Origin of the sequence: Bergeyella zoohelcum ATCC 43767 (assembly GCF_000301075.1) — a bacterium.
In the GTDB taxonomy this organism is placed as follows: domain Bacteria; phylum Bacteroidota; class Bacteroidia; order Flavobacteriales; family Weeksellaceae; genus Bergeyella; species Bergeyella zoohelcum.
This window is the reverse complement of sequence record NZ_JH932293.1, coordinates 521,349-534,552: the sequence shown is the minus strand read 5'-3', so window position 1 is coordinate 534,552 and position 13,204 is coordinate 521,349. Positions and strand designations below refer to the sequence as shown.

The following is a 13,204-nucleotide window of genomic DNA, read 5'->3' as shown; positions in this document are numbered from 1 at the left end:
ATTATGAGCAAAATTAAAAGAGAAAAAGGCTTTACCAAAGCCATTGCAGATGCGAGCCAAGAAATAGACCAACGCGTAAAAAAACACTTTCAAGAAAAAACATGGGATGAAACCATCAATAAAGACAGCTGGATGGTTTTCAAGGTGATGTCTGAACTGGTAGATGGCTATGATAAACTGGCAAAAATAGGACCTTGCGTTTCTATTTTCGGGTCTGCAAGGCTAAAACCTGAGGATAAATATTACCAAATAGCAGTAGAAATTGCCGAAAAAATTACAGAAATAGGATTCGGTATCATTACAGGTGGAGGACCTGGTATCATGGAAGCAGGAAATAAAGGAGCAAAACAAGCAGGTGGAAAATCCATCGGGCTGAATATAGAACTCCCTTTTGAGCAGCATTTTAATCCATACATTGACAAGCATTATTCTATGGATTTTAATTATTTCTTTGTAAGAAAGGTAATGTTCGTGAAATACTCTCAAGGATTCGTAGTAATGCCAGGAGGATTCGGTACTTTAGATGAACTTTCAGAAGCATTAACACTCATTCAGACCTTTAAAATTGCCCGATTCCCTATCATTTTAGTAGGTTCAGAATTTTGGTGTGGACTTTTAGACTGGTTCAAGGATACGCTGCTCCAGCAAAAAATGATTTCTGAAGAAGACCTACATCTTTTCCGTGTAGTGGATACCGCGGAAGAGGCTGTAGCACACATTAAAGCCTTTTATGACAAATACAGTATTCATGTAAATTTCTAGATGGAGAGGACCAGTTACATTCTGTGTCTTTTATAAAATCCCCCCATGGCATGTTATTTGTCAGTTAAAAAGATGTTAAAAAAAATCAAAAAAATGAAAACACTTTATAGATACATTGGTTTTGCCATCATGTTAATTTGTTCTATGCATATGATGAATGCACAAGGCTTTCAGTCTTCTATGACGAAGATAGACTTTATAGATGGCTCTGGAACGCTAAAATTCACCACAAAGCTCAATACGCACCATATTTCGGAAGCACTAAAAATCAATGCCAACACCGCAGGCTTTGAAGCTGAAGTGAAAAAATATATGAACACCAACTTTAATGTAGCCATCAATGGAAGCCCTAAAACACTTACCTTTACAGGAAGCCAAGTGAGTGGTGAAACGGTATGGGTCTATTTTGAAACGAGCGGCGTTTCCAGCATCAGCAGCTTAAGAATAAAGAACTCTATTTTAGTTCATCACTTTCCTAAGCAACTTAATCTGGTAAACATCGCTTATAAGGGACAGCAAAAAACCATGAACTTTATGAAAGGAAAAGAAATAGAAGAAATTAAGTTTTAAAATAAAACCACATCTTTACGGTGTGGTTTTTTATTTGTTTCATATCCCCTGTGTAGTCTCGCATATTGTGCAAAAAAAATACTCCATATTTTATTCCCCATATCACAATTTTATAGCATAAGTTCCTATTTTGAACCGTTTCGACCAAAAAATTAGTATTTTTGGACAAAATTATTCACTTTTATGTACAGAAAATATTTAGGAATTGCCGCAGGAATCGCATTAGTATCTTGTGCAAGCAATTCAGGAGTAAAAAAATCAAACATGAATTACCCATCCACTAAGACTGTAGCACATACTGATGTGTATTTTGGTACAGAGGTAAAAGACCCTTACCGTTGGCTGGAAGATGACCGCAGTGCAGAAACCAAGCAATGGGTAAAAGAACAATCTGAATTTACAGAAAAATACTTAGCTAAAATTCCTTTCCGTGAGCAAATGAGAAAAGAGCTGAGAGCCATTTGGAACTATGAAAAAGTATCTGCTCCTTTCAAGGAAGGCAAATATGAATATTTCTACAAAAATAATGGGCTACAGCCACAAGCAGTATTGTACAGAAAATCTGCAGATGGTAAAACTGAAGTATTCCTAGACCCGAATACCATGTCTAAAGACGGCACTACTTCGCTTTCTAGTGTTTCTTTCACCAAAGATGGCACTCTAGTAGCGTATGCCATCTCTGAAGGAGGCTCGGACTGGGTAAAAATCATCACCATGGATGTAGAAACTAAAAAAATCATCGGGGAGCCTATCCTCGCTAAGTTTAGTGGTGCCTCTTGGCTCAATAACGAAGGCTTCTTCTACTCTAAGTATGACCAGCCCAAAGATGGAAGTATGCTCTCAGGAATGACAGATATGCACCAAGTGTATTTTCACAAATTAGGCACACCAAGTAGCCAAGATGAGCGTATCATCGGTGGGGAAGACTTCAAAAGAAGATACCTCTATGTTTCAGTAACCGATGACCAAAAATACCTTATCCTTTCTGCCGCCAATGCTACTTATGGCAATGAAATATACATCCGAAAAGCTTCTGACAAAAAAGGAAAATTCATCCCCGTACAAACTGGATACAAACAAAGCACCAATATTATAGACAATGACGGAGACACTTTCTATGCCATCACGGATAAAGATGCTCCCAATAAGAAATTAGTAAAATTCAGTCTGAAGAATCCTAGCCAATGGACTACTGTAATTCCTGAAACGGAAAATGTACTCAGCATCTCTACAGGAGGTGGGTACCTCTTTGCAAAATATATTAAAGATGCCGTTTCCTATGTGATACAGTATGACTATAATGGAAGAAAAATCCGAGAAATCTCCCTCCCTGGCAAAGGAACAGCAGGCGGCTTTAGCGGTAAAAAAACAGAAAAGAATATTTATTTCTCTTTCAGTAATTATATCATGCCTTCTACCACCTATTCTTACCATGTAGAAAATGGAACATCTGACCTATATTACAGACCGAATGTAAAGTTTAACCCAGACGATTATATTTCTGAACAAGTGTTCTTTACTTCTAAAGATGGTACTAAAGTTCCTATGATGATTTCCTACAAGAAAGGACTTAAAAAAGATGGTAAAAATCCTACTATTCTTTACGGATATGGCGGTTTTAATATCAGCCTTACACCAAGTTTCTCTGTAGTAAATGCCATCTGGATGGAAAATGGAGGAATCTACGCTGTTCCTAACCTAAGAGGAGGCGGAGAGTATGGTAAAAAATGGCATGTAGCAGGTACCAAAATGCAGAAAAGAAATGTATTCGAAGACTTCATCGCTGCAGGGGAATATTTACAGAAAAATGGCTACACTTCTCCTAAGTATATGGCACTTTCTGGGCGTTCTAATGGAGGGCTATTAGTAGGAGCTACCATGACCATGCGTCCTGACTTAGCGAAAGTGGCTTTCCCAGGTGTGGGGGTTTTGGACATGCTCCGATACAACCAGTTTACGGCAGGTGCAGGCTGGGCGTACGACTATGGTACGGCACAAGATTCTAAAGAAATGTTTGAATATCTAAAAGGCTATTCTCCTGTTCACAATGTGCATGAAGGAGTTTGCTACCCTTCTACGATGGTGATTACCGGCGACCATGATGACCGTGTAGTTCCTGCTCATTCCTTTAAATTCGGAGCAGAATTACAGAAAAAACAATCCTGTTCTTCGCCTACCCTTATGCGAATAGAAATCAACGCAGGACACGGTGCAGGAAGAAGCACCGAACAAGTCATCGGAGAAAATACAGATTTACTGAGCTTCGCACTCTATGAAATGGGAATCAAAGCGTTGCCAAAGAAAAAATAAAATAAATTTCATTCCCAATCTAAATAAATACGATTGGGAATGTTTATCTTTGCTCCACAAAAAATAATTTAAAAAATGGATAAAATTGTATTAAATGCTCACAGAGGCTTTGCCTATCTAGCATTGCTATTGGTGGCGGTATTTGTATTCGCTTTATTAGCGGCTATGCTGGGCTACTCGGGAAAAATCAATAAACTACTGAGAAAATCTACCCTCTTTACCATGATTTTCTTTCATGTTCAGTTCATTGCGGGGCTTCTCATGCTTTTCACTTCTAAAGGTTTTCAGGCCATCTTAGACAGTGGAAATGTGATGAAAAACCTTATGGGAGACGCCTATAACAGAGTAACTTTTATAGAACACCCTACTTCCATGCTCATCGCTGCAGTGCTTATGACCATTGTCAATAAAAAAGTAAAAACCAACGATAGACTTACCACAGGCATTGTCATCATGAGTGCCATTGCTTTGTTATTATTCTTTTACGCATTCCCTTTTGCAAGGTTATTTAATAAATAAAATTACAGAAGCAAGGTGCAATTTACCTTGCTTTCTTTTTTCATAATCATTCAGTAAAAAAATCTATGAAAGTAGCTGTAGTAGGTGCCACAGGTATGGTGGGACAAGTGATGTTAAAAATTTTAGAAGAAAGAAATTTTCCATTAACAGAACTCATTCCCGTAGCCTCAGAGCGTTCGGTAGGGAAGACCATTCGGTACAAAAACAAGGAGTATCCTGTTGTTTCCTTATCAACTGCTATGGAGATGAAACCTCAGATTGCTCTTTTCTCGGCAGGTGGTAGTACCTCTTTAGAATGGGCACCTCAATTCGCCAAAGTAGGCACCACCGTAGTGGATAATTCTTCTGCGTGGAGAATGGATACAACTAAAAAATTAGTAGTACCCGAAATCAATGCCGATGTATTAACCGCAGAAGATAAAATCATTGCCAACCCCAACTGCTCTACCATTCAGCTGGTCATGGTGCTTCACCCTCTACACAAAAAATATAAACTTAAAAGAGTGGTAGTTTCCACTTATCAATCGGTAACAGGAACAGGAAAAGCAGCTGTGGACCAACTCAATGCCGAAATAGAAAACACCGTAAAAGGCACGGATAATATTAGCGTAAAGAAAGTTTATCCTTATGAGATATTTAAAAACGCTCTGCCACAATGTGATGTTTTTGATGAATCAGACTATACCAAAGAAGAGCTTAAACTGATGAGAGAGCCACTCAAAATTATGGGAGATGATACTTTCCAGCTCACCGCTACCGCTGTGCGTGTCCCTGTACAAGGAGGGCATTCTGAGAGCGTGAATATAGAATTTGAAAATGATTTTGAGTTAGATGAAGTAAAAAAAATACTTTCAGAAACACCAGGGGTCATCGTTCAAGACGATGTAGCGAATCAAATATACCCCATGCCACTCTACACCGAAGGGAAAGATGAAGTTTTTGTAGGAAGAATTCGTAGGGACCCTTCTCAGCCCAATACGCTTAACTGCTGGATAGTAGCCGATAACCTCAGAAAAGGAGCTGCTACTAATACGGTACAAATCGCAGAATACTTGGTAAAAAAAGGATGGGCATAATGCTCATAATACTGCCAAAAACAGAGCAATAATGAATTAAAAACATTATTTCTCTGTTTCATTTTTTTAGTTAAATTTGTCCATCTTAAAAAATCATAGAATGAAAAAAATCTTAACGCTCGTTTGTGCACTCATGCTGTCTTTTGCTATGGCACAAGAAACAAAAAACATGGATAAGGCTCAAGAAGAAGCGATTGTGGCTGTCATGCAAGAATCCGCATCAGAAAAACGAAATGACATCGTGCTCAATCCTATCGCTTTAATCTTAGGGGTAGTTAATGTATCTTATGAACATCACATCAATAAAGATTCGGGCATTGGTGTTTCTACAATTTTCATTTTAGATGACTATGTAGTAGGGAATACATCTTACTGGCATATCTTACCTCACTACCGCTACTATTTCGGAAAAAAATGGGCAAGAGGATTTTTCCTTGAAGGATTTACAGGGGTAATTGGACAGAAGTATGACACAATAGCTTATTACGGGCATTACGATTATGGACTATATTTTCCTAACATATACCATAATAAAAAGGAAACTAATTTTGGATTTGGTGTAGGATTTGGTGGAAAATGGGAAACCAAAGGAAATATTCTCTTCGAAGCTTCTTTAGGAATTGGAAGGAGGTTAGGTTCAGATTTAGGGGAACCTATTTTCGCAAAGGGAATGCTAGGTGTAGGAATTAGATTTTAATAACTAATAGTCAATATTTTAAATTATTCTGCATGGCTTTTTGTCATGCAGATTTCTTTTTACTTTTTTAAAAACACTATCTTTGCTCAATGGCACAGAAAAATCCAAACGCATTTACTCACACGGCAAATTCTGCCAAAGAAATTTCCTTAGCCCAAGGAAAAATGCCTCCTAATGCCATAGATTATGAAAAACTGGTCATCGGTATTCTATTAATTGATAGAAAGGGATTAGACTATACCATAGAACTCCTTACCCCTGACCATCTTTATGACCCAAGGCATCAGACCATCTTTGAAACCATTCACAGAATGTACATGAATTACCTCCCTGTGGATATGGTAACGGTAATTAATGAATTAAAAAAAGAAGGAAAACTGGCAGCCGCAGGTGGAGACCACTATATCATAGACCTTACTACAGGCGTCTCCAGCAGTGCCAATGTAGAGTATTATGTGAGAGTAATCCAAGAAAAATACATTCTCAGAAGCCTTATTGGGATTTCTTCAGATGTGATTGATAATTCCTATAAAGAATCTACCGATGTGTTTGAGCTTTTGGAAAATGCGGAAAAAAGTTTCTTTGACATCACCAATGGGACCATTAAAAAGGGATTTGACGATGCCAAAAAACTCGTAAAGGAAGCCATAGAAACCATTAAATCTCTCAAAGACAAAGAAGGATTATCTGGAGTTCCATCAGGGTTTACTGCGTTAGATAAGGAAACTGGAGGCTGGCAAAACTCAGACCTCATCATCATTGCTGCTCGTCCTGCTATGGGAAAAACGGCTTTTCTTCTCTCTATGGCTAGAAATATCGCTGTAGAACATCAGATTCCTATGGCATTATTCTCTCTGGAAATGGCATCCGTACAGCTCATTACCAGAATGATTGCCTCTGAAACCCAAATCTCCTCTGAGAAACTCAGAAAAGGGACCTTAGAAGACGATGAATGGAATAGATTGTTTAATAATGTTTCGGCATTAGAAAACGCTCCGCTCTATATTGATGAAACTCCATCACTCTCCGTGTTTGATTTTAGAGCAAAGTGCAGAAGGTTAGTAATGCAGCATGGCGTAAAAATCATCATGGTAGATTATTTACAGCTCATGACCGCAAATACAGGAGGTAAAGGAGGAAACCGTGAGCAAGAAATCGCTACCATCTCCCGTTCATTGAAAGCCATTGCTAAAGAGCTTAATGTCCCTGTCATCGCTCTTTCCCAGCTCTCAAGAAGCGTGGAAACGAGACCCAATAAAAGACCACAACTCTCTGACCTGAGAGAATCTGGAGCCATAGAACAAGATGCGGACATCGTTTCATTTATCTTCAGACCCGAATATTATAAAATAGAACATTGGGACAATGACCCCGAAGATGCCCAAACGAGAACCGAAAATCAGGCCGAAATCATCATTGCAAAGCATAGAAATGGTGCCACAGCAGATGTCCGATTATCATTCTTTAAAAATATTGCAAAATTTGCAGACTTAGATGTCTATGGAGATAGCTACGGCTTTTCTAATACTGGCTCTGCAATAGATAACACTGGATATCAAACCATTAAACAAACCATAGACCCCAGTGCAGCATTTGATATCCAGCCGAGTGGCTCCGCCATGAACTACGAAAATTTAGGTTCCTCTATGAATGATTTGGACGAAGATGAAGATTTCCCTTATTAACCAGTAATCATGATGAAAGTTCATATTTTTACCGATGGTGCATGCAGTGGAAATCCTGGGAAAGGAGGCTTTGGGGTACTTCTTCGGGTAGTAGGCACCCCACATGAAAAACAAATCAGTGCGGGATTCCGAAATACTACCAATAACCGAATGGAGCTATTAGCGGTTATCATAGGACTGGAACAGCTCAAAACCAATGAATTAAAAGTGGAGATATTTACCGATAGCCGATATGTATCTGATGCTTTTAATAAAAACTGGATTCATGGCTGGGTAAAAAAAGGATTCGCCAAAGTAAAAAATCCAGATTTATGGAAGAGATTGTATGTTTTGTATAGAAAATTTAACCCTACTTTTCACTGGATTAGAGGACATGCTGGGCATCCTGAAAATGAATTAGTAGATCGGCTTGCTGTAGCAGCTTCACAAGGAGAAAAATTACTCATCGATCAATATTTCGAACAAGAAAATCAAAAAAATACATTATTTTAACCTATGGAAAAGTATATCAACGCATTAAATCATCGTTACTCTGTAAAAAAATTCGATAAGAATAAAAAAATAGATAAGAATACGATAGAAAGAATCATAGAAGCAGGAAGACTCTCTGTAAGTTCCTTAGGATTACAGCCTTATCGTATCATCGTAATAGAAAATGATGAAAAACTCCAAAGTCTGATTCCTGCATTTCACAACCCTTCTCAGGTCTCCACATGTTCTCACCTCATTGTCATTGTGAGTAGAAAAAGAATTGATAATGAATACATTGATGCGTATTTCAATCATATCAGTACCACCCGAAACATGGAAGTAGAGCTACTAGCTCCTTTCAAAAAAATAGTGGAAGAATACAAAGGGCAACATTCTGAAGATGAACTACTTCACTGGAACGAAAAACAAAGCTATATTCTTTTAGGAAATATGGTTTTTGCGGCAGCATTAGAAGGGATAGACTCTTGCCCTATGGAAGGTTTTTTCCGTGAAGAGCTGGGTAATTTACTCCAAATTGATACTCAAAAAGAGCAAGTTACAGTAACAGTAGCCTTAGGCACTCGTGCCGAAGATGATTTTTTCCAAACACTGAAAAAAGTAAGAAAACCGAATGATAAATTTTTAGAGTTTATCTAGCGAGATGCTCCATTGCTCCGCCATTCAAAGACTTTGGAAGTAAATAATATACAATAGAAGTAAAAAATCTTGTAACGCACTGAAGAATAGTATTGTCTATTTTCGTACCATGAAGAAATGGTTAAAAAAATCACTCATCGCCTTAGGTGTTCTGGCAGGAGTGCTATTGTTACTCAATATAGGTTTTAATATTTGGTTGCAGAGAGGATTGCCTCATCTGATTAAAAAGAAAACCCAATACCAAGTACACTACCAAAGTCTTTCTGTGGATATTTTCACAGGGAATATATCCGCTCATGCCATTAACATCAAAACATTACCGAACAACAATCCGAAAATCCCGAAAATAGAAGGCACGGTGGAGCAAATAGAAATCGGGAGGCTAGGGCTATACGATGCCATTTTCAATAACGAAATTTCCTCTTCTCGGCTGAATATCGTTCGTCCTCATCTTACCGTGGTATTACCCCCGAAAAACAATGAGAAGAAAAAGAAAAATACCACCATTGCACTGGATGAATTACAAATTACCGAGGGACATCTCACTATCTTTCGTCATGATCATCAGAAACTACTTTCTGCCCAAAAGCTATCCGTTACGGCAGAAGACATTGCAATGAACCCAATGACTGAAAGCAAAAAAATCCCTATCGTTTTTAGTAAATACCATCTTTCAGGAGAAGAAATCTATTTCCGCCCCGATGATGTATATGCCTTTAATGCTCAAAAAATCAGAACAGAGAATCAGCAAATGAGCATTGAAAACTTCACTCTAAAACCTTTGGTCTCTTTTGACGAGTTTCAAAAAAAATTTCCTAAAAAAAGGAATCTTTTTGATGTTTCGGTTCAGGCGATTGCTTTCACGGATATTGTATTAACGGAGAATAAAATTCAGCTATCCGATGTACAGCTAAAACACCCTCGTCTAAAAATGTTTACCACTTCGGCAGCTCCTGAAAAGAAAGAGCAAAGTTTCAGCTATAAAGTAGAATTAAAGAATGTCAACTTTACCCATTCAGAATTGGAAATCGTGAAACCGAATGGACAAAGAAACTTCTATACCCCAAAGCTAGATTTGGCAGTATCTAATTTTAGAATGAATGAGGACACAGCACAGGGAGATTTACCTTTTAACTATGAAACCTTTGACATTCGTGCAGAAAACACAGAGTATATTGCAGGAAATCAAGATATTCGCGTAAAAAATCTCCATATCACACCTCATGCTTTCGTGCTGAATGGCAATACGGTAAGTACCCTCCAAGGAAATAAAACGGGAACCCAAATTCAGCTGAACTTACAGCAACTGAAAGGCGATGTGGAAGATTGGAAAATCAAAGACAACCAACTCTTCGCTACCATTAATGCTATTCATGGAAAAAATTTTAATGGTAATCTCACTGCAATTTCAGAAACTCCTAAAAAAGTAAAAGCCATCAAAAATGCCATTGGAAAGCTAACAATCAAAGAAACTCGGCTGGACAATTTTCATCTGACATATTCTAAAAATAATCAACCTCTCCATGTAAAAAACATCCATCTGAAGATTAACAATTTCGTCATGGGGGGAAAAATCAATGAAAAACCTAAAATAGAATTAGCAGACTATCAGCTAAATACTGGGACGCTGACCTACCAAACACAGTATTACAATATTCGCTACGGACAGCTAATATTTAACAATAAAAAGTTTAATATCAATGACTTATCTGTATTACCGCGTTATTCCAGAGCTCAGTTCACCCAAATGATTTCCAAGGAAGCGGATTTATACACCATAAAAGTAAAATCGGTTTCAGGGAACGGATCATGGAATTTTCTGAATACTACTCCTTCTCTAGAAGTTCAGCATCTATTAGTAAATGGTGCCGATGCCAATATTTTCAGAAGTACCATCCCTCCTGATGATAACTCTGCCAGACCACTCTATTCCCAGCTGCTCCGAGAGATGAAATTTCCTCTTCTCATAAAAAATATGGACATTAAAAACGCTCATTTAGTGTATGAGGAAGACACAGAAAACAGTGTAGGTGCAGGGAAAATCATCCTTGCCCAGCTGAATGGAAACATCCAAAATCTACATTCAGGAAAAGCCAAAACCTCGTCAAGGCTTATCCCTATTCGGATTACCGCGGAATTTATGAATGACTCTCCACTAAAAGCCATCTGGACCATGAACACTGCAAGTCTCAAAGATGAGTTTACCATCAAGGGAACGCTAGAAAACCTCAATGCTGAGAAAATCAATCATTTCATCACACCGTATATGAAGATGAAAGCCGAAGGACAAATCAATCGTTTATCTTTCGATTTTAAAGGCGATAAAACAGGAATAGAAGGAGTACAAGGAATAGATTTCGAAGATTTAAAAATCACGGTTTTAAATGATGCAGGAGAAAAAAGAGGTTTCCTTACTGGGGTGGCCAATTTGTTCCTAAGAGACAACAGCAAAAAAATCCCTAACCAAATAGAAATTAATAGAGTGGAAAGAGAACCCCACCGTTCTTTCTTCAATCTTTTCTGGCAAGGCATCCTATCTGGACTCAAAAAACAACTGATATAGTTTTTGGGATTAAGGCTTATAGTTGATTTTAGAAACAAAAGAAAAAGCCATAGAGAAAAGCTTTTATTTCTTTTTATCTATGGCTTAAAAATTAATCTAAATTCTCTCCAAAGTTCCCTGTAAGATTAGTAACTCCTGTACCACCATAAAGGTATCTCCAATAGAAATTACCATCTGAACTTTTTAAGCATATTCCAAAAGCATCAGCCGTCCCGCCTCCAGCAATTTGAACATCTTTTATAAAGTTCATTTTTCCTCTATTAGCATCATTACAAGGCATAGCGTCTATACCTGAAAGCTGTGTAGCACCTGTAGAGCCACCTACTTTAAGCACTCCATCTGCCGTTACAAATACTGGCTTATCTGTAGCTCCAGCATTATTATTCGCAGTATTCGTATTTGCTAAATCTCCAAAACGGATTTGTCCTGCATTGGTATAAATGGAAAAATTTCTCAATGGTGCTTTATTAACATTTTGAATATATAATCCATAATGCGTATTATTAATCGTACCATTTCCTATAGCATCCATATCTAATTTAATACCATAGAAATTACCAACAGTGCTACCTGTTTTTATATTAAATATATTATGTAAACCGTAAAGATTAGACACATTTGCACCTCCATCCTGAACAGTTATTTGATTTCTTATTCCAAGTAAGTTAGTTACAGTTGCACCTTTATTTACTGTTGTTATATTTTGTTCCGCTAAGGAGTTAGTTACAGTAGTGTTATCCAAAATAGATTGTATATTTCTGACTCCTATAGCATTCCCTAAGGTTTCCGTAGAACCATGTGTTAAGATATTTTCTACTGCAAAAGCTGAAGACACCTTTGATTCATTGCCAGTAGAAAGGGTATTCCTATGATTCGAAATAACAAATGTTTGCCCAGATAACGCTGCTACTGAAGAAATTGACCCCAACACTCTATTTATATTCTGACTAAATGACAGCCCAGAGCTATCACCAATACTAATGGTATTGTTTCCAGCGGCATAAACATTCGATGAATTATCATTTTCATTAATATTTAAAAAACTGTAATTCATAAATCTATTTCCATACGATGAAGAAGAAGGAAATACAGAAGATGAATATTTTATCGTAGCATTATAAGGAGAAAAATAATTTATAGTAAAATCATCTGGATTTAATGTCACATTACCTGAACTTTGTAACATTCCAAAATCCATATTTCTCAATCCTCCATACTCATTATAAAATACTTTTTTCGTATTTATCCCACTTCTTTTTAAATTCACTCGATTTGTATTATTATCATACACCCATTCTGTTTCCGTTCCATTATTCCCCGCTTTCACCCACTCAGTGCCGTTGTAGAAATAGTACCCTTTTTCCGTAATCTTGGCTACTTTAGGGTCATTACCTGTATAAGCAGAAATAAGTGAAGTAGCATCATCCGTAGCATATACCAAAGTACCTTCTACGGGAGTTTCAATATTAGCAATTCTCGTTTTGCTCAGCTTAGGAGCAATAATCCCTTCATTCGTTTTTGCCTCTACTCTAGCGTTATCACTATTCGGCTGTACATCCATCGTAGCACTTGGTGTTACGGTGTTTACCCCTACTTTACCCTTGTAAGGGTCTTGCTGCTGTTGCTGTGCGTAGCCATAAGTCATAAAACCTAAGAACGCTAACACACTGATCTTGATTGTTGTTTTGTTCATAATTTTAAATTTAAAAACGATTGTTATTTATTATTAAATGATTCAAAGATTAAAGGATTGAAAAAATTAAAAGATTCAAAAATTCCACTCGTTTCGATGATTTCGATTTTTTAGATTCTTTAGATTCTTTCGACTCTTTAATTTCTTTCCTTTTTCTAGATAATTCCTTATTAAATCCCTATCCTCCCAAAAAACAATTAG

Annotated in this window: 11 protein-coding genes; 10 read left to right on the top strand and 1 reads right to left on the bottom strand. The window is 37.3% G+C overall.

The window, feature by feature from the left end:
• Window positions 1–3 precede the first annotated feature (3 nt).
• From HMPREF9699_RS02360 to HMPREF9699_RS02315, 10 genes are all read left to right on the top strand, one after another.
• Window positions 4–762 carry an LOG family protein gene (locus tag HMPREF9699_RS02360; RefSeq protein WP_002662106.1) on the top strand — a complete coding sequence of 253 codons (759 nt, stop codon included), beginning with the start codon at window positions 4–6 and terminating at the stop codon, window positions 760–762.
• Between the two features lie 93 nt (window positions 763–855).
• A complete protein-coding gene (locus HMPREF9699_RS02355) occupies window positions 856–1,332 on the top strand; it encodes a DUF6702 family protein (RefSeq protein ID WP_002662104.1) in 477 nt (158 codons plus the stop codon).
• A gap of 183 nt (window positions 1,333–1,515) precedes the next feature.
• Window positions 1,516–3,642, top strand: a complete 2,127-nt coding sequence (locus HMPREF9699_RS02350; RefSeq protein ID WP_002662102.1) for a prolyl oligopeptidase family serine peptidase — start codon at window positions 1,516–1,518, stop codon at window positions 3,640–3,642.
• A gap of 75 nt (window positions 3,643–3,717) precedes the next feature.
• Window positions 3,718–4,161: a hypothetical protein gene (locus tag HMPREF9699_RS02345; RefSeq protein ID WP_002662101.1), complete on the top strand. Its 444-nt coding sequence runs from the start codon at window positions 3,718–3,720 to the stop codon at window positions 4,159–4,161.
• Between the two features lie 65 nt (window positions 4,162–4,226).
• Entirely contained in the window at window positions 4,227–5,237 is a 1,011-nt protein-coding gene (locus HMPREF9699_RS02340; protein WP_002662099.1) for an aspartate-semialdehyde dehydrogenase, read from the top strand.
• A gap of 100 nt (window positions 5,238–5,337) precedes the next feature.
• On the top strand, window positions 5,338–5,934 hold the full coding sequence (locus HMPREF9699_RS02335; RefSeq protein WP_002662097.1) for a DUF3575 domain-containing protein: 597 nt from the start codon (window positions 5,338–5,340) through the stop codon (window positions 5,932–5,934).
• Window positions 5,935–6,023: 89 nt separating this feature from the next.
• On the top strand, window positions 6,024–7,619 hold the full coding sequence (gene dnaB / locus HMPREF9699_RS02330) for a replicative DNA helicase (protein WP_002662095.1): 1,596 nt from the start codon (window positions 6,024–6,026) through the stop codon (window positions 7,617–7,619).
• A 12-nt stretch (window positions 7,620–7,631) separates the two neighbouring features.
• Complete coding sequence (gene rnhA, locus HMPREF9699_RS02325; protein ID WP_002662093.1) at window positions 7,632–8,111, top strand: ribonuclease HI; 480 nt, start codon at window positions 7,632–7,634, stop codon at window positions 8,109–8,111.
• 3 nt (window positions 8,112–8,114) lie between these two features.
• Window positions 8,115–8,747 (top strand): NAD(P)H-dependent oxidoreductase, encoded by a 633-nt coding sequence (locus HMPREF9699_RS02320; RefSeq protein WP_002662092.1) that lies wholly within the window; start codon window positions 8,115–8,117, stop codon window positions 8,745–8,747.
• Between the two features lie 109 nt (window positions 8,748–8,856).
• On the top strand, window positions 8,857–11,310 hold the full coding sequence (locus HMPREF9699_RS02315; RefSeq protein WP_002662090.1) for a hypothetical protein: 2,454 nt from the start codon (window positions 8,857–8,859) through the stop codon (window positions 11,308–11,310).
• A 91-nt stretch (window positions 11,311–11,401) separates the two neighbouring features.
• Here the strand turns inward: HMPREF9699_RS02315 and HMPREF9699_RS10750 are convergent, their stop codons facing one another.
• On the bottom strand, window positions 11,402–13,003 hold the full coding sequence (locus HMPREF9699_RS10750; RefSeq protein ID WP_002662089.1) for a hypothetical protein: 1,602 nt from the start codon (window positions 13,001–13,003) through the stop codon (window positions 11,402–11,404).
• Window positions 13,004–13,204: the final 201 nt, after the last annotated feature.

Bases quoted from the DNA above. Each gene is read 5' to 3' on its own strand.
- HMPREF9699_RS02315 (WP_002662090.1), top strand. From the start codon at position 8,857: ATGAAGAAATGGTTAAAAAAATCACTCATCGCCTTAGGTGTTCTGGCA.
- HMPREF9699_RS02355 (WP_002662104.1), top strand. From the start codon at position 856: ATGAAAACACTTTATAGATACATTGGTTTTGCCATCATGTTAATTTGT.
- HMPREF9699_RS02340 (WP_002662099.1), top strand. From the start codon at position 4,227: ATGAAAGTAGCTGTAGTAGGTGCCACAGGTATGGTGGGACAAGTGATG.
- HMPREF9699_RS02350 (WP_002662102.1), top strand. From the start codon at position 1,516: ATGTACAGAAAATATTTAGGAATTGCCGCAGGAATCGCATTAGTATCT.
- HMPREF9699_RS02335 (WP_002662097.1), top strand. From the start codon at position 5,338: ATGAAAAAAATCTTAACGCTCGTTTGTGCACTCATGCTGTCTTTTGCT.
- HMPREF9699_RS02320 (WP_002662092.1), top strand. From the start codon at position 8,115: ATGGAAAAGTATATCAACGCATTAAATCATCGTTACTCTGTAAAAAAA.
- HMPREF9699_RS10750 (WP_002662089.1), bottom strand. From the start codon at position 13,003: ATGAACAAAACAACAATCAAGATCAGTGTGTTAGCGTTCTTAGGTTTT.
- HMPREF9699_RS02360 (WP_002662106.1), top strand. From the start codon at position 4: ATGAGCAAAATTAAAAGAGAAAAAGGCTTTACCAAAGCCATTGCAGAT.
- HMPREF9699_RS02345 (WP_002662101.1), top strand. From the start codon at position 3,718: ATGGATAAAATTGTATTAAATGCTCACAGAGGCTTTGCCTATCTAGCA.
- rnhA (WP_002662093.1), top strand. From the start codon at position 7,632: ATGAAAGTTCATATTTTTACCGATGGTGCATGCAGTGGAAATCCTGGG.
- dnaB (WP_002662095.1), top strand. From the start codon at position 6,024: ATGGCACAGAAAAATCCAAACGCATTTACTCACACGGCAAATTCTGCC.